Below are 17,712 nucleotides of genomic sequence, written 5' to 3'. Positions count from 1 at the left end.
AAGATCGTCGAACGTCCAGGCGGGAGTGATGTCGATGGATTACCAGTCCGCATTCCGCGCCGCGCTCGAGAAGATCCGCGGCGAAGGCCGTTACCGGGTGTTCGCCGACCTGAAGCGGCATCGCGGCGAGTTCCCGCACGCCACCTGGACGCGGCCCGACGGGGGCCAGCAGGACGTGGTGGTGTGGTGCTCCAACGACTATCTCGGCCAGGGGCAGAACCCGATCGTGCTCGACGCCATGCACCAGGCGATCGAGGCGGCGGGAGCCGGTTCCGGCGGCACCCGCAACATCTCGGGCACCACCCAGTATCACGTGGCGCTGGAGCGCGAGCTCGCCGACCTGCACGGCAAGGAAGCGGCGCTGCTGTTCACCTCCGGCTACGTCTCCAACGAGGCGACGCTGTCGACGCTCTCGAAGATCCTGCCGGGCGTGATCATCTTCTCCGACGCGCTCAACCACAATTCGATGATCTCGGGAATCCGCGGGGCGCGCTGCGAGCGTCACGTGTTCCGGCACAACGACCTCGCCCACCTGGAGGAGCTGCTCGCCGCCGCGCCCGCCGAGGCGCCCAAGGTCGTGGCCTTCGAGAGCGTCTATTCCATGGACGGCGACATCGCCGACCTGCCCGGCTCCGTGGCGCTCGCCAAGAAGTACGGCGCCATGACCTATCTCGACGAGGTCCATGCGGTCGGCATGTACGGCGTTCGCGGGGCGGGCGTCGCCGAGCGCGACGGCGTCATGGCCGAGATCGACATCATCGAGGGCACGCTCGGCAAGGCGTTCGGCGTGATGGGCGGCTACATCGCCGCCGACGGGGCGATCGTCGACGCGATCCGCAGCTACGCCGACGGCTTCATCTTCACCACCTCGATCCCGCCGGCGCTGGCGGCGGGCGCCGCGGCCTCGATCCGCTGGCTGAAGGCGCACAACGAAGTCCGCGAGGTCCACCAGGCGCGGGCTGCAGCCTTGAAGGCGAAGCTCGCCAGGGCGGGGCTTCCGGTGATGCCCTCGGTCAGCCATATCGTGCCGGTGCTGGTGGGCGATCCGGTGCACTGCAAGATGATCTCCGACATCCTGCTGGCGGATCACGGGATCTACGTCCAGCCGATCAACTATCCGACGGTGCCGCGCGGCACCGAGCGGCTGCGCTTCACGCCCTCGCCGGCGCACACCGACGGGATGATGGACGAACTGACCGCCGCGCTCGAGGCGCTCTGGGTCCGCTGCAACATCAAGCGGGTTGGCGGCGTCGCGGCCTAGTCCACGAGCGGCTTCGCGCGGCAGGTGGCGCTCCAGCCGCCTTTGAAGGTGCGGACCTCGCCCACCGCCGCGTCATAGGGGCGCCCGCCGCTCTCGATCAGCAGGCTGTCGCCGATCCTGGGCTTGGTCGGACTCACCGACCAGATGACCAGCTCGCCGCGTTCGATATTGTCGTCAAGGATCTCGTAGCCCGACTTGCTGAAGGGTCGGATCGCCCCGTCCGGACGCAGCGCGCTCATGCCTTGCGCCGGCGTACGCCGCGACCCAGGCCGATCTGCTTGGCGAACGCCGAGCGCCGGGCCGCATAGGCCGGCGCGACCATCGGATAATCCGGCGGCAGGTTCCAGCGGCGGCGGTATTCGTCCGGGCTCATGTTGTAGCGGGAGCGGAGATAGCGCTTGAGCATCTTCAGGCGTTTCCCGTCCTCCAGGCAGACGATGTAGTCGTGCTGCACGGAACGGCCGACCGGAACGGCCGGCTTCGGCCGCTCCTCGCTGAGCGCGGCGCTTCCGCGGGTGATGCTCTCCAGCGTCTGGTGAACTGTGCGGATGATGTCTGGAACGGCCTCGGCGGAGACCGAATTGCGACTGACGTAAGCGGCGACGATCCCGGCTCCCAACCGCAACAGCTCCTCGCCCGAATGCGTTTCGGGTCCGGGTCCAACGCTCATCTGCTCCCCCTTGATCGCCTGCACGCTGCACGCGGGGCAGGCTTGCGCCTGCACCATGGGCTAGCGACTAACGCGACACTTCGGCGTTCGTTCCCGCCCGCCGTTGGAAGCCGCGGCGGATAAGGGTAAACAGCGCTCGCCTCGCCCGATGAGGCCTGACGCCCTCCGAAAGGCCCGCCCTTGACCCTGCACGTGCAAGCCCAGCCCGAGACCGATCACTTCTTCGCCGACGGCGTGGACCGCAGCGATCCGGAGCTTGCGCAGGTGCTGAGCTCCGAGCTCGAGCGCCAGCAGGACCAGATCGAACTGATCGCCTCGGAGAACATCGTCTCCAAGGCGGTGCTGCAAGCGCAAGGCAGCGTGCTCACCAACAAGTACGCCGAGGGCTATCCGGGAAAGCGCTACTACGGCGGCTGCGAGCGGGTCGATGAAGCCGAGCGGTTGGCGCAAGAGCGGGCCAAACGGCTGTTCGGCTGCGAGTTCGCCAATGTGCAGCCGCATTCCGGCAGCCAGGCCAACCAGGCGGTGTTCATGGCCACCATGACGCCGGGCGACACCTTCATGGGCATGGACCTGGCGGCCGGCGGCCATCTCACCCACGGCAAGAACGTCAACCAGTCCGGCAAGTGGTTCCGGCCGGTGCACTACGGCGTCCGCGCCCAGGACCACCTGATCGACTACGATCAGGCCGAGGAAGTGGCGCTCGCCGAGCGGCCGAAGGTGATCATCTGCGGCGGCAGCGCCTATTCGCGGCAGATCGACTTCGCCCGCTTCCGCGAGATCGCCGACAAGGTGGGCGCCATCGTGATGGCCGACATCGCCCACTATGCGGGGCTGGTGGCGGCGGGGGTCTACCCGAACCCGTTCCCGCATGCCCAGATCGTCACCACCACGACCCACAAGACGCTGCGCGGGCCGCGCGGCGGCATGATCCTGACCAACGACAGGAAGCTCGCCCGAAAGATCGACAGCGCCGTGTTCCCGGGCCTGCAGGGCGGGCCCTTGATGCATGTCATCGCGGCCAAGGCCGTGGCGTTCGGCGAGGCGCTGAGGCCGGAATTCAGGCTCTACGCCCGCCAGGTGATCGAGAACGCCCGCGCGCTCGCCGACAGCCTGCAGAGCGCCGGCTTCAAGATCGTCTCCAACGGCACCGACAGCCATCTGATGCTGGTCGACCTGACGCCCAAGGGCGTGACCGGCGCGGAGGCCGAGGTGGCGCTGGAGCGGGCCGGCATCACCACCAACAAGAACGGCATCCCGTTCGACCCGCTGCCGCCGGTGCAGACTTCGGGGCTCAGGGTGGGGTCTCCGGCCGGCACGACACGCGGCTTCGGCCCGGCGGAATTCCGCCAGGTCGGCAGATGGATCGGCGAGGTGCTGGATGGCTTGAGGGCGGGCGGCGACAACGCCAACGTCGAGGCGAAGGTCCGCGGCGAAGTCCTCCAACTCACGAAGCGCTTCCCCATCTACACCTAATAGCGTTTAGTGCCGTGAGGGGGGGCTAAATCATGCGCTGCCCGTTCTGCGGCCACGCCGAAAGCCAGGTCAAGGACAGCCGTCCCTCCGAGGACGGCGCCGCCATCCGGCGTCGAAGGCTCTGTCCGGAATGCGGCGGCCGCTTCACCACTTTCGAACGCGTGCAGCTGCGCGAGCTGACCATCGTCAAGCGCTCGGGGCGGCGCACGCCGTTCGATCGCGACAAGCTCGCGCGCTCCGTCGCCATCGCCATCCGCAAGCGCCCGGTGGACCCGGAGCAGGTCGAGCGGACCATCTCGGCGATCGTGCGCCAGCTGGAAAGCATGGGCGAGACCGAGCTGCCGTCCTCGGCGGTCGGCGAACTGGTCATGAAGCATCTCAAGCAGCTCGATGACGTGGCCTACGTCCGCTACGCCTCGGTCTACCGCGACTTCCGCGAGACGCAGGACTTCGCCAAGTTCCTGGGCGAGGAGGGCCTGACCGAGCCGGCGGAGAGCAACAGGTGAATCAGCCGCTCGTTCCCGCGAAGGCGGGAACCCATGCGGACTCGCCGCCTTGCCAACGGAGCTTCAGCTTGGATCCCCGCCTTCGCGGGGATGAGCGGTCGAGATGATCACCCTCAAGCTCGCCACCTCGCTCGACGGGCGGATCGCGACCGGCTCGGGCGAGAGCCGCTGGATCACCGGTGAGGCGGCCCGCGAGCAGGTCCACCGTCTGCGCGCCGAACACGATGCGGTGCTGGTGGGCATCGAGACGGCGCTGGCCGACGATCCCGAGCTCACGGTGCGGCTGGCCGGCTACAACGGCCGCCAGCCGGCGCGCGTCGTGCTCGACAGCCGCCAACGGCTTCCTCCTGAGTGCAAGCTGATCGCCACCGCCCGCGAGATCCCGACCTACGTCGTCGCGACCGCCGCGCCCGAGCCGCGTCTCACGGCGGCCGGCGTGCGCGTGCTCACGGTCCGTGCGCTGGGCGAGGACCGCCCCGAGCTGAGGACGGTGGTCGAGACGCTGAACGCCGAAGGGCTTTCGCGGATCTTCGTCGAAGGCGGGGGCCAGGTGGCGGCGAGCTTCCTGCGCTGCGGCCTCGTCGACGCGCTCGAGTGGTTCCGCGCGCCGCTGGTGATCGGCGGCGAGGGTCGCCCAGGCGTCGGCGCCCTCGCCATTGCGGCGCTGGCGGACGCGCCCCATTTCCGGCGGGTGGAGGTCCGCGAGCTCGGCCCCGACCTCTGGGAGCGCTACGAGAAGGCCTGATGTTCACCGGGATCGTCACTGACGTGGGCCGCGTTCGAGCGGTGCGGGACACCAACCGCGACCGGCGCTTCGAGATCGAGACCGGCTTCGACGTCTCCGATATCGATCTGGGCGCCTCCATCAATCATGCGGGCGTCTGCCTGACGGTCGTCGAGAAGGGGGAGGGCTGGTTCGCCGTCGAGGTCTCGGGCGAGACGCTTGCCGTCTCGACGCTCGGCGCCTGGAGCGAGGGCCGGCGGGTGAACCTGGAGCGCGCCGCCAAGCTCGGCGACGAGCTCGGCGGGCATATCGTCTCCGGTCATGTGGACGGCGTCGGAGAGGTGCTCTCGGTGGCCGGCGAGGGCGGTTCGCACCGGGTGCGGATCCGTGCCCCCAGGCCCCTGCACCGCTTCATCGCCCCGAAGGGCTCGATCACGATCGAGGGCGTCTCGCTGACGGTCAACGACGTGGAGGATGACGTCTTCGGCGTGAACCTGATCCCGCACACCTGGGAGGTGACCACGCTCGGCGAGCTGAGGCCGGGCTCCCGGGTCAACCTGGAGATCGACATGCTGGCGCGCTATCTCGCCCGCTGGCGCGAAACGGCCTAAAGCGGGTCGCGCGACGAGCGCGAGGGCCGAAGCCGCGATGAGCGACGAAAAGATCCGGATCCTGGTCGTGGAGGCCCGTTTCTACGAGCACCTGGCCGACCTGCTGCTGGCGGGAGCCAAGGCGGTGCTCGACGCCTTCGGCGCAGAGTATGACGTGGTCACCGTCCCCGGCGCGCTGGAGATCCCGGCCGCCATCGCCTTCGCGGAGGAGGGGGGCCACCGCCCTGCCGGCGGCGCGCGCTACGACGGCTATGTGGCCTTGGGCACGGTGATCCGCGGGGAGACCTATCACTTCGAGATCGTCTCGAACCAGAGCGCCCGGGGCCTCATGGACCTGGCGGTCGGCCGCCGGCTGGCGATCGGCAACGGCATCCTGACCGTGGAGGACGAGGCCCAGGCGCTCGCCCGCGCGCAGCCATCGCAGGCCGACAAGGGCGGCGGGGCGGCGCGGGCCGCCCTGGAGATGATCGGGCTGAAGCAGCAACTGCTCGGCGCCCGCCGATGAGCGCGCCGGGCAAGCAGGCGCGCTCGGTGGCGCGGCTCGCCGCCATCCAGGCGCTCTACCAGATGGAGGTCTCCGGCGCCGGCGCGGAGAGCGTGATCCGCGAATTCAGCGAGCACCGCTTCGATCGCGCCCTGCCGGATGAGACCGCCGAGGGCGCGACGCTCGCCTCGGCCGACGAGGCCTTTTTCGCCGACCTGGTCCGCGGCGTCGTCGCCCATCAGCGCGAGATCGACGCGGCGATCGCCCGACGACTCGCCGCGGGCTGGCGGCTGGAGCGCATCGACGCCACGGTGCGCGCCATGCTGCGCGCCGGCGGTTACGAGCTCGCCCACCGGCCGGATGTCCCGACCGAGGTGGCCATCGACGAATATGTCGAGCTGGCCAAGTCCTTCTTCGAGGGGCCGGAGCCCGGCTTCGTCAACGGCGTGCTCGACGCGGTGGCCCAGGATGTCCGCGGCGGATGAATTCGGCGAGATCGCGCGGCTGTTCCGTCCGCTGACGCGCGGGGCGGCGGGCGCGTTCGACCTGCTGGACGACGCCGCGGTCGTGCCGGGCCGGCCGGGGTTCGACCTGGTGGTCACCAAGGATGCTATCGTCGAGGGGGTGCACGCGCCCTTCGGCGAGGCGCCGGGGCTGCTCGCGCAGAAGCTGGTGCGGGTGAACCTCTCGGACCTCGCCGCCAAAGCCGCCGAGCCGTTCGCCGGTTTCCTGGCAGTCGCCTGGTCGGAGCGCTTCGGACCGGACGAGCGGGCGGCGTTCGCCGCGGCCCTGGGGGCGGATCTCGCAGCCTTCGGCGTCGATCTCTTGGGCGGCGACACGGTGGCGACGCCCGGCCCGTTCTGGGGGTCCTTTACAGCGCTGGGCTGGGTTCCCGAGGGCCGGATGCTGCGCCGCGCCGGCGCCCGGCCGGGGGAGGGCCTCTGGGTCAGCGGGACCGTCGGCGACGGGGCCCTGGGCCTGGCAGTCGCCAAGGGCCAGCTCAACGACCCGAGCGGAGGCCTGGTCGAACGCTATCGGCGTCCGACGCCGCGCCTGGATTTGCGCGAGCTGCTGCGGGCGCACGCCACCGCGGCGGCCGACGTCTCGGACGGGCTGGTCGCCGACGCTGGGCACATCGCCGAGGCCAGCGGCGTCGGGCTGCGCCTCGACCTCGAACGCCTGCCGCTCTCCGCAGCGGCGCGGCGCTGGCTCGCCGATCAGCCGGACGAGGCCGCGGCGCGGCTGAGCCTCGCCGTGGGCGGCGACGACTATGAGATCGTTTGCACGGCGGCGGTCGCCGACCCTGGGATGCCGGGGTTCGCCCGGGTCGGAGACGTCGTGGATGGGGCGGGGATCGAGGTCCGCATGGCCGGCTTGCGCCTCGATCCGGGGTCCGGCGGTTGGCGTCACCTCTAGGTTGAAGCGGAACCACGCGCCCGCCCGGGGGTTCCGCTGCGGCAAAGCCTTCCTGCGGAGCCCTCCATGCCGCCTCCCGTCGGACTGATTTCGCTCGCAACCGCCGCGCCGGCCTACGAGCTCGTCCAGGACCAGGTGCGCGACACCGTGCTCGAGGTGTTCCGCGAGCGCTTCCCGCTCGTCGAGCGGCTGGCGAGCGTCTTCGACAACGCCGGCGTGCGCCGCCGCCAGGCCGTGCGGCCGATCGAATGGTACCTGGAGCCGCGTAGCTGGACGGAGCGCAGCGCCACCTATCTCGAGGGTGCGCTCGACCTGTTCTGCAAGGCCGCGGAGAGGGCGCTGGAGGCGGCGGCCCTGACCGGCGCCGATATCGACATCATCGTCACCGCCTCGACGACAGGCGTCGCCACGCCCAGCCTGGAGGCCCGCGCGATGGGCCGCCTCGGCTTCCGGCCCGACGCCGCACGCGTGCCGCTGTTCGGGGTGGGCTGCGCCGGCGGGGCGACAGGCCTGGCGCTTGCCGCCCGGCTCGCCGCGGCCCAGCCCGGCGCGACCGTGCTGTTCGTCACCGTCGAGCTCTGCACGCTCGCCTTTCGCAACGAGGAGGTGACCGCCACCGACATCGTCGCCACCGCTCTGTTCGGCGATGGTGCGGCCGCTTGCGTGCTGCGGGCCGGCGACCAAGGCTTCCTGCAGGTCGCCGGGTTCGCCGAGCACACGTGGCCGGACAGCCTCGACATCATGGGGTGGCGCGTGGACGAGATGGGCCTGGGGGTTGTGCTGAGCCAGAGCGTGCCGCCCTTCGTGCACAAGATGCTCCGTCCGGCGATGGAGGGCATGCTCCAGGCGCAGGGGCTCGCGGTGGAGGACATCGATCGCTTCATCTGCCATCCGGGTGGGGCGAAGGTGATCGAGGCCCTGGAAGCGGCGCTGGACCTGGGCCAGGGCGCGCTCGACGCCGAGCGCGAGATCCTCGCCGAGCACGGCAACATGTCCGCCCCGACCGTGCTCTTCATCCTCGAGCGCCTGCGGCGCAAAGGTCTGCCGCGCCGCTCGGCGCTTTCCGCGCTGGGACCTGGGTTCACCGCCAGCACGGTGACCTTGCTCGCCGCATGACGCTGTCGATCCTGGTGCTGTGCCTGGTCAGCCTGCAGAGGCTCGGGGAACTGGCGCTCGCCCGGCGCAATACGGCGCGGCTGCTGGCGCGCGGCGCGGTCGAGGTCGGGGCGCGGCACTATCCGCTGATCGTGGGCCTGCACGCAGCCTGGCTAGCCGGCCTGTGGCTGCTCGCCTGGGACCGTCCGGCCGACCTGGGCTGGCTCGCGGTCTATGTCATCCTGCAGGGGCTGCGCGCCTGGACGCTCCTCAGCCTGGGCGCGCGGTGGACGACGCGGATCATCAGCCTGCCGGGCGAGCCGCTGGTGCGGCGCGGACCCTACCGGTTCTTCGCGCATCCCAACTACGCCGTGGTGGTGGGGGAGATCGCCGTGCTGCCGCTGGTCTTCCACATGCCGGTGTACGCGGCCGTGTTCTCAGCGTTCAACGCCGTCGTCCTGTGGGTGCGCATCCGCGCCGAGGCCGGCGCGCTCTCGCGTTCCCAGGCTCCCGAGACCGAGGTCAGGCCAGGTCGAAGCGCACGCGCGAGCGGCCGTAGTCCAGCGCCACCGCCTCGAACTGGGTGAGCAGGTCCATGCCCAGCACCACGGCCGGCGTTGTCTTCAGGCCCCACAGCTCGAAGATGTCGGTCTCGGCATAGACGGTGGGCACGTTGCCGAGCTGCAGGCCCCCGAACTTCAGGAACGGCAGGTAGAACATCTCGCCGTCGAAGGGCTCGCCCGCGAGCGTCTCGAGCTTGACTTCATAGTGAGGTTGCCCGTCGGGCCGACCGCGCTCCATGCGCGTCACCAGATCGCGCAGCGGCTTGTTGCAGATCGTCGCCTGCGAGCCGGAATCGATCATGGCGCTGATCCGGTGGCCGCCCAGATCGGCGTCGACGATAGTGAGCTGGCCGAGCCTGCGGCGGGCCGGAACGATCACCCGCGTGCGGCTCTCGAACTCGTCGCGCGAACGGGTGATCTCCAGGCGTCTGGTCTTGAAGTCGAGCGCCAGCCTCTGGCCGGCCAGCCAGTCGACGCCCAGCACGCCGTCGATTCCCGGGCCGAGGCCGGTGAAGGTCGCCGTCCGCACCCGCCGCCGGGTCCGTGCTCCGACGTCCAGCCGCTCGATCAGCACGGTGGGCCGAATCCGCACGCCCACGGGCGTATGCACCGGCGCCGGGCGATCCGGCGGCAAGGCCAGCCGTTCGGCGAGGTCGCGCGAGACGCAGCTCACGTTGGCGCCGGTGTCGATCAGGAATTGGAACGGACCCTGTTTGTTGATCGTGACCGGCGCGAGCATGTGCTTGAACGGATCGCGTTCGGTCTGCAGCTGGGTCGAGGGCTCCTGGTCGGCCGGCGCAATCACGGCGGGCCCGTCCGGCTGGGTCGCCTGGCACCAGGCGCGAAGCGGGGCGAACGCGCCCGCGGCGCTGAGCAGCCCAAGCCCCGCCTGGCGCCGATCGAGAAGCATCCCCATGCGCCTCACCTCCGCGACCGCGTCAGCATAGCACCGTTCGCGGCCGGGCGCCCGGCGGTCGCGCTTCAACCTTGCGGAAACCGGCGCGCGCGAAACTCGCCGCATGCTTCGACCCGCCCTGATCGCCGCCGCCCTTCTCCTGAGCTTCGCCGCGCCGGCCGCCGCGGCGCCGGCCCAGGTCGGCCAGTATGTCGACATCCTGCCGGTGGGCCTGCCGGTCGTCGCGCAGGGCCGGCTGGTCAACTACGTGTTCGTCTACCTGCGCCTGAACCTCGCGCCGGCCGCCGACGCCCTGCGGCTCCGCGACAAGGAGCCGTACTTTCGCGACGCCCTGGTCCGCAGCGCCCATCGCACGCCGTTCGGGGCGCCGGGCGACGTGAACCGGATCGACGAACCGCGGCTCTGCGCGGCGATGATGCGGGAAGCGGCGGCCATCGCCGGGCCGGGCGTGGTGCGTTCGGTGGTCGTCACATCGCAGACGCCGCAGCATCGGCTCGCCAACCCCAGGTCCTGAAAATCGTAAGAACCTGACAAAGCTTATCCGCGCGCCGGTTGCGCCCGCGGAGCAACTTTGGCACTAATCGCGCCGCTTTTCGGGGCGCAGGTCCTTTGCGCCTTTGAATTCGGGAAACTTGGGCTGGGACAGGACCGGCGGCGCGCGCCTTTCGCGCCCGCGGTTCGCCTTCCGCGCGGAGAGGGATGCGCACGATATGGGTCTTACGCTGACTTTGGTGATCGCAGCCGGGCTGCTGGCGGTGCTTTACGGCGCCGTTCAGTCGAGCGCGCTGCTTCGGGCCTCCGCCGGCACGGCCCGGATGCAGGAGATCGCGGCCGCGATCCAGGAAGGGGCGCAAGCCTACCTGCGGCGGCAATACACCACGATCGCCATTGTCGGCGTCGTCATTCTGATCATCGTTGCGGCGCTGATCGGCCCGCTGGCGGCGGTCGGCTTCTTGATCGGCGCGGTGCTGTCCGGCGCGGCCGGCTTCGCCGGCATGCTGATCAGCGTGCGCGCCAACGTGCGCACCGCCCAGGCCGCCTCGGAAGGGCTCGAGAAGGGCCTCTCGATGGCGTTCCGCTCGGGCGCGGTCACCGGCATGCTGGTGGCTGGCTTCGCGCTGCTGGGCGTCACGGTCTACTTCACCATCCTGACCCTGGGGCTGGGCTTCGACCCGACCAGCCGCGACGTCATCGACAGCCTGGTGGCGCTGGGTTTCGGGGCGTCCCTTATCTCCATCTTCGCCCGTCTCGGCGGCGGCATCTTCACCAAGGGCGCCGACGTCGGCGGCGACATGGTGGGCAAGGTCGAGGCCGGCATCCCCGAGGACGATCCCCGCAACGCCGCGACCATCGCCGACAACGTTGGCGACAACGTGGGCGACTGCGCGGGCATGGCCGCCGACCTGTTCGAAACCTATGCGGTGACCACCGTCGCGACCATGGTGCTGGCGGCCATCTTCTTCCGCGGCCTGCCGGTGGTGGACGACATGATGCTCCTGCCGCTGGCGATCTGCGGCATCTGCGTCATCACCTCGATCATCGGCACCTTCTTCGTCCGCCTGGGCAAGAACCGGAACATCATGGGCGCGCTCTATCGCGGCCTGATCGTGACCGGCGTGCTGTCGATCATCGCCCTTTGGTTCGTCACCAACCAGCTCGTGCCGGCCCCGGTCACGGTGGGCGACCTGACGTTCGACGCCATGAGCCTGTTCTGGTGCGGCGTGGTCGGCCTGGGCGTCACCGCCGCCATCGTGGTGATCACCGAATACTACACCGGCACCGGCTTCCGGCCGGTGAAGTCGGTGGCCAAGGCCTCGGTCTCCGGCCACGGCACAAACGTCATCCAGGGCCTCGCCATGTCGCTGGAATCGACCGCCCTGCCGGCCCTGACCATCGTGATCGGCATCCTGATCGCCTACAGCCTGGCGGGCCTGTTCGGCATCGCCATCGCCACCACCGCGATGCTGTCGCTGGCCGGGTTCATCGTGGCGCTCGACGCCTTCGGGCCGGTGACCGACAACGCCGGGGGCATCGCCGAGATGGCCGGCTTGCCGCCCGAGGTCCGCGTCTCCACCGACGCGCTCGATGCGGTCGGCAACACCACCAAGGCGGTGACCAAGGGCTATGCGATCGGCTCGGCGGGCCTGGGCGCGCTGGTGCTGTTCGCGGCCTACACCTCGGACCTGAAGTTCTTCGCCGCCAATGCGCCGGCGGGCTCGGTGTTCGACGGGCTCGGCGAGGTCCGCTTCGACCTGTCCAACCCCTATGTGGTGGTCGGCCTGCTGCTCGGCGGCCTGCTGCCGTTCCTGTTCGGCGGCCTCTCGATGACCGCCGTCGGCCGGGCGGCCGAATCCGTGGTCGCCGAGGTGCGCCGCCAGTTCAAGGAGAACCCGGGCATCATGACCGGCGAGGTCAAGCCGGAGTACGGCCGGGCGGTGGACATCCTGACGCGGGCGGCGATCCGCGAGATGATCGTGCCGTCCCTGCTGCCGGTGGCCTCGCCGATCGTGCTGTTCTACGTCATGCGGGTGATCGGCGGGAAGGTGAACGCCTTCGCCTCGCTGGGCGCCATGCTGATGGGGGTGATCGTCACCGGCCTGTTCGTCGCCATCTCCATGACCTCGGGCGGCGGCGCGTGGGACAACGCCAAGAAGCTGATCGAGGAAGGCAACTACGGCGGCAAGGGCTCCGACGCCCACAAGGCCGCCGTCACCGGCGACACGGTCGGCGACCCCTACAAGGACACCGCGGGCCCCGCCGTGAACCCGATGATCAAGATCACCAACATCGTGGCGCTGCTGCTGCTCGCCATGCTGTTCCACGGCGTGATCCGCTGAGCCTCGGCCCAGGTCGCACGAAGACGCTCCGGAGAGCGCTCTCCGGGGCGTCTTTCGTTTCGCTCGCTTGCGGGTGAGGCGGCGCTACCGGCGGTCGCCGGGACGGTTGCCGGGGACGCCCTCGTCGTCGTTCGGCGGCAGGATCGAGTGCCCGACCGAGCCGATCATCTGCTCGAGGATGGTGATCTCGCGGCCGCGCGTCGGGGTCTCGCGGTTGTTGTAGGCGATCACCTTGCCGTCCTTCAGCGTGTAGTTGTGGACGCTCTCCACCAGGTCGGTGTCCTTGTTGAAGGCGATGGCGGTGATGTTGCGGCTCACCACCTGCGGACGGCGGAAGGCGACCCTCTGCTTCACCTGGTTCATGTAGAACCAGATGTTGGGATCGAAGGTCGAGGTGGTCGAGGGCGAGCCCAGTTTGCCGCGCACCGTGGATTTGGTGTCGACGCCCACCTTGACGTCCTTGGGGTTGGCCTCGATGGCCTGGAAGCCCGAATAGGTGGCGATCGGCGAGCAGGCCCCCGTGGCGGCCAGAAGGCTCGCAGCGGCGGCGGCGAAGACGACGCGACGAAACATGTGCAATTGCGGAGCCCGTTCTGACAGCGAGAGACTTTGACCTATCGTCGCACGCCCCTTAGTTCAATGCCGCCTTTAGTCCCGCCTTTGGGCGAAATCGAGGCTTGCATGCTCATCGATCGTCTGTTCCGGCCCAGGCCCGTGCAGGTCGCAGGCCGCGCGCTCTACGCCCGCGTGGTCGAACAGTCGCGCATGCCGGAGCTCTATGCCGGGCTTGGCGCGCCCGATACCGTCGAGGGCCGCTTCGAGATCTACACCCTGCACCTCGTGCTGCTCCTGGAGCGGCTGCAGCATCAGGGCGGGCGAGCCTCCGAGACCGGCCAGGCGCTGTTCGACGCCTACCTCGAGGCGCTCGACGAGGCTTTGCGCGAGCTCGGGGTGGGCGACCTGTCGGTCGGCAAGAAGATGCGCAAGCTGGGGGAGGCCTTCTACGGTCGGGTCCGGTCTTACCTGGCGGCCATCGCGGCCCTGCCCGAGGAGGCGGAGCTGACGGCGCTTCTCGGCCGCACTGTCTATGAGGGGACGGACGCTGCGCGCGCCCCGGCGCTCGTCGCCTATGTGCTCGCCCAGCGAGCGGCGCTGGCGGCCCTGCCCATCGCGAGCCTTCTGGAGGGCGAGGTCCGATGGACGACGCCGTGATCCGCAGCTGGCGCATCCCGCTCCACCTTTACGAACTGGCCCAAGAGCCCCTCCACGTGCGGCTCGAACCCGATGCGGCGGAGCGGTCCAAGGCCGCTCACGACCTGGGCCTCGAGAGCCTTCCGTCCCTCACGGCCGATCTCACGGTCCGGCCCTGGCTCGACGGCGCCGAGGTGACCGGCCGCTTCGAGGCGGTCGTCGAGCAGCTTTGCTCAGTCAGCCTCGATCCATTCGAACAGCCGATTTCCGGCGAGATCGAGGTGCGTCTCGTGCCCGCCGGCAGCCCGAACGGGCCCGCCGCGGAAGGTGGGGAGGTGACCTACGATCCCGCGGCGCCCGATCCCCCCGACGTGCTGCCCGGCCGCGACATCGATCTCGCCGCGGTCGTGCTCGAGCACCTGGCCCTGGAGATCGATCCGTTCCCCCGGAAGCCGGATGTCGCGTTTGAATTCACGCCGCCGGCGGAGACGGAGTCGCCGTTCGCGGCGCTCAAGGCGCTGAAGGATCGCAAGCCCTGAGCGGGAGCGGCCGTTTGCATGCTTACCTGCCCCCGGCGTATCGTCGCGCCGATTCCGCGGGCTTGGCCGCTTGAGGGACGATAGCGCCGCCTTGACCCAATCCCTGGTGATTTCCATCGACGCCATGGGCGGAGACCACGGACCGTCCGTGGTGATCCCCGCCGTCGCGCGCGCCCTGGCCGAGGTCCCCGCCGATGTGTGCTTCCTGCTGCACGGCGACGAAGCGCAGCTCGCGCCGCAGGTGGCGCAGCACTCCGCCGCCGCCGGGCGCGTGATCATCCGTCACGCCGAGAAGGTGATCGGCATGGACGACAAGCCGGCGCAGGCGCTGCGGCGCGGCAAGGGCTCGTCCATGTGGAACGCCGTGGAATCGGTGCGCGAAGGCGAAGCTGCGGCCGCCGTCTCGGCGGGCAACACCGGCGCGCTGATGGCGATCTCCAAGCTGATCCTGCGGATGAGCGCCGACCTGGAGCGCCCGGCCCTGGTCGCCTCGATCCCCACGCCCAACGGGGTCACCACGTTTCTGGACGCAGGGGCGAACGTCGACTGCGACGCCGAGCGGCTGGTCGAGTTCGCCATCATGGGCGAGGCCTACCATCGCGCGGCGCACGGCAAGCCGCACCCCACCGTCGGCCTGCTCAACGTCGGCTCGGAGGAGATGAAGGGCCACGAGGAGGTCCGCCAGGCCAACCGGGCGCTGCGAGAGGGCGGCTTCGAGCTCGACTACCGCGGCTTCGTCGAGGGCGACGACCTCACCCGCGGCGGGATCGACGTGGTGGTCACCGACGGGTTCACCGGCAACGTCGCCCTGAAGGCCATGGAGGGCGCCCTCCGCTTCATCACCAGCGAGCTGCGCGGCGCGCTGAGCTCCGGGGTGCTGGCCAGCGCCGGGGCGCTGCTGGCCCGCGGTTCGCTGATGAAGTTCCGCGACAAGATGAACCCCCAGCCGGCCGCTCCGCTGCTCGGCCTGAACGGCTTGGTGCTCAAGGTGCACGGCGGCGCCAGCGGCCGCGATTTCGCCCAGGCGCTTCGTGTCGCGGTCGACCTGGCGCAAAGCGGCTTCGCGGCGGAGATCGAACGCAATATGAGGAGGCTCCCGGCCGCGCTCGCGGAGACCGGCCCGACCGCCGTCGATGGAGCCCACTGATTGACCAGCGTCCTGCGTAGCGTGGTGACAGGGGTCGGCGGCTACCTGCCGGATCGGGTGGTGACCAACGACGACCTCGCCCATGTGGTCGAGACCTCCGACCAGTGGATCCGCGAGCGAACCGGCATCCACGAGCGCCGCAAGGCCGCCCCTGACCAGGCGGCGTCCGATCTCGCGGTCGCCGCGGCCGCGCGCGCGCTCGAGGCCGCCGGCCGAACCCCCGCCGACGTCGATCTGATCGTGGTGGCGACCACCACGCCCGACCTCACCTTTCCGGCCACGGCGGCCATCGTGCAGCGCAAGCTGGGCTGCCCGGTGGGCGTCGCCTTCGACGTGCAGGCGGTGTGCTCGGGCTTCGTCTATGCGCTGTCCGTCGCCGACGGCTTCGTCGGCCGCGACCGCTCGAAATGCGCCCTGGTGATCGGCGCCGAGACCATGACCCGGCTGATGGACTGGACCGATCGCGGCACCTGCGTCCTGTTCGGCGACGGCGCCGGCGCGGTGGTGCTGGAGCCGGGAGCGGGGCAGGGGACCACGGCCGACCGCGGCCTGCTCGGCTTCGCGCTGCGCGCCGACGGGACCAAGCAGGACCTGCTGTACGTGGACGGCGGTCCCTCGACCAACGGCCAGGTCGGCCACCTGCGCATGCAGGGCAACCAGGTGTTCCGCCACGCCGTGGTCAACATCTCCGAGGCGATCCACGCCGCCGCGGATGACGCCGGCATCGCCGTTGCCAGCGTCGACTGGTTCATCCCCCACCAGGCCAACCAGAGGATTCTCGAGGGCGTCGCCCGGCGGGTCGGCATCGACGAGGCGAAGGTGATCTCCACCGTGGCTCAGCACGCCAACACCTCGGCCGCGTCGATCCCCCTGGCGCTCGACGCCGGCGTGCGCGACGGGCGCGTGAAGCCTGGCCAGCTGCTGCTCCTGGAGGCCATGGGCGGTGGGCTCACCTGGGGGGCCTGCGTGCTTCGCCTTTAGGGCCCTCAAGCACAATCTTCGAACTCCCGCTTGAAGTCTTTGACCTGATGAGACAATCAGGGCAGGCTCATCTCATCGCTTCGGGGGAATACGGGCGAGCATGAAAGGCGAAACGGTGACCAGGGCCGACCTTTGCGAGGCGGTCCACGAGGACGTGGGGCTCACCCGTCAAGATTGCGGGGAGTTGGTCGAGCGCGTGCTGGAGCTGATGGCCAAGGCGCTCGAGCGCGGCGAGCAGGTGAAGCTCTCCGGCTTCGGCGTGTTCCAGGTGCGCGCCAAACGCGCCCGGATGGGCCGCAATCCCAAGACGGGCGCGCCGGCCGCGATCGATCCGCGGCGGGTGATCGGCTTTCGCGCCTCGCAGGTGATGAAGGCGCGGGTCGACAAGGCGCTCTCGCGGTGAGGACCCGCTGATCCCGTGGCCAAGGGGCCGGAAGCGTTTCGGACCATCTCCGAGGCGGCCGACGAGCTGAACGTGCCGCAGCACGTGCTGCGCTTCTGGGAGACCAAGTTCGCCTTCATCAAGCCGATGAAACGGGCCGGCGGACGGCGCTTCTATCGCCCCAGCGACATCGCCGTGCTCAGGGGCGTGCGCCGGCTGCTGCACGACGAGGGCTACACCATCAAGGGCGTCCAGCGCCTGCATCGCGAGCAGGGCCTGCGCCGGCTGGTCGCGGCCGGCGAGGGCGAGACCGTCGCGCCCGGTTCGAAGGCTTCCGCCGAGATCACGCCCGAGGGGCGGGAGCGCCTGCGCGAGATGCTGCACGACCTGGAGGCCGCCAAGCATCGGCTGGACGGCGTCCTGAAGGCCTGAGCAAGCCGCCGGCCCGCGAGAACGGCGGTCAGTTAGAGGTTGCGGCTCGCCGGGCGAACCCGTTAGTTACCACGCCTGTGCGGCGGCTTGCGTGTCGGAGTTCCATGGGCGCCAACATCTTCATCAGTTTCGCATCGCAGGACCGCAAGGTCGCGATGACGCTGTGCTCGGCGCTGGAGAGCCGCGGCTTCAAGTGCTGGATCTCGGCGCGCGACATCCAGCCGGGCGAGAACTTCCAGTCCGCCATCGTTCGCGCGATCCGCCAGGCGAAGATCATGCTCCTGGTGTTCACCTCCAACTCGAACAATTCCGAAGAGATGAACAAGGAGCTGGCGTTGGCCAGCCAGAGCAAGCTGATCGTGGTGCCGCTCCGCATCGAGGACGTGAGCCCCAACGATGCGTTCGCCTACGAGTTCGCCACGCGGCAGTGGATCGACTTCTTCGCCGATTGGGAGTTCGCGATCCAGCAGCTCGCCCAGCG

General features: G+C 69.9%; 23 protein-coding genes. 19 read left to right on the top strand and 4 right to left on the bottom strand.

Annotation, left to right across the window (positions count from 1 at the left end; all coding sequences use genetic code 11):
* Positions 1 to 34: 34 nt before the first annotated feature.
* Positions 35 to 1,261, top strand: a complete 1,227-nt coding sequence (gene hemA / locus VLI41_RS09275) for a 5-aminolevulinate synthase (RefSeq protein ID WP_325267824.1) — start codon at positions 35 to 37, stop codon at positions 1,259 to 1,261.
* On the opposite strand, the gene VLI41_RS09270 is transcribed toward hemA, so the two are convergent.
* Both VLI41_RS09270 and VLI41_RS09265 read right to left on the bottom strand, forming a co-directional pair.
* Positions 1,258 to 1,500: a hypothetical protein gene (locus VLI41_RS09270; protein WP_325267787.1), complete on the bottom strand. Its 243-nt coding sequence runs from the start codon at positions 1,498 to 1,500 to the stop codon at positions 1,258 to 1,260. The genes hemA and VLI41_RS09270 overlap by 4 nt on opposite strands.
* Entirely contained in the window at positions 1,497 to 1,931 is a 435-nt protein-coding gene (locus VLI41_RS09265; RefSeq protein WP_325267823.1) for a MucR family transcriptional regulator, read from the bottom strand. Before VLI41_RS09265 ends, VLI41_RS09270 begins: the two co-directional genes overlap by 4 nt.
* A 234-nt stretch (positions 1,932 to 2,165) precedes the next feature.
* Between VLI41_RS09265 and glyA the strand changes: the two genes are divergently transcribed.
* The 9 genes from glyA to VLI41_RS09220 all read left to right on the top strand — a co-directional run bounded on the left by glyA (position 2,166) and on the right by VLI41_RS09220 (position 8,830).
* The gene (glyA, locus tag VLI41_RS09260; RefSeq protein WP_325267822.1) at positions 2,166 to 3,407 is read left to right on the top strand and encodes a serine hydroxymethyltransferase; all 1,242 of its coding nucleotides are present in this window, start codon (positions 2,166 to 2,168) and stop codon (positions 3,405 to 3,407) included.
* A 32-nt stretch (positions 3,408 to 3,439) separates the two neighbouring features.
* The gene (gene nrdR / locus VLI41_RS09255) at positions 3,440 to 3,913 is read left to right on the top strand and encodes a transcriptional regulator NrdR (protein ID WP_325267786.1); all 474 of its coding nucleotides are present in this window, start codon (positions 3,440 to 3,442) and stop codon (positions 3,911 to 3,913) included.
* A 103-nt stretch (positions 3,914 to 4,016) separates the two neighbouring features.
* Positions 4,017 to 4,658: a RibD family protein gene (locus tag VLI41_RS09250; RefSeq protein WP_325267785.1), complete on the top strand. Its 642-nt coding sequence runs from the start codon at positions 4,017 to 4,019 to the stop codon at positions 4,656 to 4,658.
* Positions 4,658 to 5,248: a riboflavin synthase gene (locus VLI41_RS09245; protein WP_325267784.1), complete on the top strand. Its 591-nt coding sequence runs from the start codon at positions 4,658 to 4,660 to the stop codon at positions 5,246 to 5,248. Before VLI41_RS09250 ends, VLI41_RS09245 begins: the two co-directional genes overlap by 1 nt.
* A gap of 37 nt (positions 5,249 to 5,285) precedes the next feature.
* Positions 5,286 to 5,753: a 6,7-dimethyl-8-ribityllumazine synthase gene (locus VLI41_RS09240; protein ID WP_325267783.1), complete on the top strand. Its 468-nt coding sequence runs from the start codon at positions 5,286 to 5,288 to the stop codon at positions 5,751 to 5,753.
* On the top strand, positions 5,750 to 6,217 hold the full coding sequence (nusB, locus tag VLI41_RS09235; RefSeq protein WP_325267782.1) for a transcription antitermination factor NusB: 468 nt from the start codon (positions 5,750 to 5,752) through the stop codon (positions 6,215 to 6,217). The genes VLI41_RS09240 and nusB overlap by 4 nt, the downstream gene beginning before the upstream one ends.
* Positions 6,123 to 7,148 carry a thiamine-phosphate kinase gene (gene thiL / locus VLI41_RS09230; RefSeq protein WP_414692541.1) on the top strand — a complete coding sequence of 342 codons (1,026 nt, stop codon included), beginning with the start codon at positions 6,123 to 6,125 and terminating at the stop codon, positions 7,146 to 7,148. Before nusB ends, thiL begins: the two co-directional genes overlap by 95 nt.
* Positions 7,149 to 7,214: 66 nt before the next feature.
* Positions 7,215 to 8,264: a type III polyketide synthase gene (locus VLI41_RS09225; RefSeq protein WP_325267780.1), complete on the top strand. Its 1,050-nt coding sequence runs from the start codon at positions 7,215 to 7,217 to the stop codon at positions 8,262 to 8,264.
* Complete coding sequence (locus tag VLI41_RS09220) at positions 8,261 to 8,830, top strand: isoprenylcysteine carboxyl methyltransferase family protein (RefSeq protein ID WP_325267779.1); 570 nt, start codon at positions 8,261 to 8,263, stop codon at positions 8,828 to 8,830. Before VLI41_RS09225 ends, VLI41_RS09220 begins: the two co-directional genes overlap by 4 nt.
* On the opposite strand, the gene VLI41_RS09215 is transcribed toward VLI41_RS09220, so the two are convergent.
* Entirely contained in the window at positions 8,766 to 9,722 is a 957-nt protein-coding gene (locus VLI41_RS09215; RefSeq protein ID WP_325267778.1) for a retroviral-like aspartic protease family protein, read from the bottom strand. The genes VLI41_RS09220 and VLI41_RS09215 overlap by 65 nt on opposite strands.
* A 103-nt stretch (positions 9,723 to 9,825) precedes the next feature.
* Between VLI41_RS09215 and VLI41_RS09210 the strand changes: the two genes are divergently transcribed.
* Positions 9,826 to 10,236, top strand: a complete 411-nt coding sequence (locus tag VLI41_RS09210; protein ID WP_325267777.1) for a hypothetical protein — start codon at positions 9,826 to 9,828, stop codon at positions 10,234 to 10,236.
* Between the two features lie 196 nt (positions 10,237 to 10,432).
* Positions 10,433 to 12,559: a sodium-translocating pyrophosphatase gene (locus tag VLI41_RS09205; RefSeq protein ID WP_325267776.1), complete on the top strand. Its 2,127-nt coding sequence runs from the start codon at positions 10,433 to 10,435 to the stop codon at positions 12,557 to 12,559.
* 84 nt (positions 12,560 to 12,643) lie between these two features.
* Here the strand turns inward: VLI41_RS09205 and VLI41_RS09200 are convergent, their stop codons facing one another.
* Complete coding sequence (locus VLI41_RS09200; protein WP_325267775.1) at positions 12,644 to 13,132, bottom strand: outer membrane protein assembly factor BamE; 489 nt, start codon at positions 13,130 to 13,132, stop codon at positions 12,644 to 12,646.
* Positions 13,133 to 13,240: 108 nt separating this feature from the next.
* On the opposite strand from VLI41_RS09200, the gene VLI41_RS09195 reads away from it, so the two are divergent.
* From VLI41_RS09195 to VLI41_RS09165, 7 genes are all read left to right on the top strand, one after another.
* Positions 13,241 to 13,771, top strand: a complete 531-nt coding sequence (locus VLI41_RS09195; protein ID WP_325267774.1) for a ubiquinol-cytochrome C chaperone family protein — start codon at positions 13,241 to 13,243, stop codon at positions 13,769 to 13,771.
* Positions 13,756 to 14,289, top strand: coding sequence for a DUF177 domain-containing protein (locus VLI41_RS09190; RefSeq protein WP_325267773.1), 534 nt, complete (start codon positions 13,756 to 13,758; stop codon positions 14,287 to 14,289). Before VLI41_RS09195 ends, VLI41_RS09190 begins: the two co-directional genes overlap by 16 nt.
* 91 nt (positions 14,290 to 14,380) lie before the next feature.
* Positions 14,381 to 15,436, top strand: a complete 1,056-nt coding sequence (gene plsX / locus VLI41_RS09185) for a phosphate acyltransferase PlsX (protein WP_325267772.1) — start codon at positions 14,381 to 14,383, stop codon at positions 15,434 to 15,436.
* Positions 15,437 to 16,417, top strand: a complete 981-nt coding sequence (locus VLI41_RS09180) for a beta-ketoacyl-ACP synthase III (protein ID WP_325267771.1) — start codon at positions 15,437 to 15,439, stop codon at positions 16,415 to 16,417.
* 100 nt (positions 16,418 to 16,517) lie between these two features.
* Positions 16,518 to 16,820 carry an integration host factor subunit alpha gene (locus VLI41_RS09175; RefSeq protein WP_325267770.1) on the top strand — a complete coding sequence of 101 codons (303 nt, stop codon included), beginning with the start codon at positions 16,518 to 16,520 and terminating at the stop codon, positions 16,818 to 16,820.
* 15 nt (positions 16,821 to 16,835) lie between these two features.
* Positions 16,836 to 17,231, top strand: a complete 396-nt coding sequence (locus VLI41_RS09170) for a MerR family transcriptional regulator (protein ID WP_325267769.1) — start codon at positions 16,836 to 16,838, stop codon at positions 17,229 to 17,231.
* 104 nt (positions 17,232 to 17,335) lie between these two features.
* The coding region (locus VLI41_RS09165) for a toll/interleukin-1 receptor domain-containing protein (RefSeq protein WP_325267768.1) at positions 17,336 to 17,712 on the top strand (377 nt) is incomplete at its 3' end.

The organism is Phenylobacterium sp., from assembly GCF_035475775.1.
Taxonomy (GTDB): domain Bacteria; phylum Pseudomonadota; class Alphaproteobacteria; order Caulobacterales; family Caulobacteraceae; genus Phenylobacterium.
This window is presented reverse-complemented; position numbering and strand designations above follow the sequence as displayed.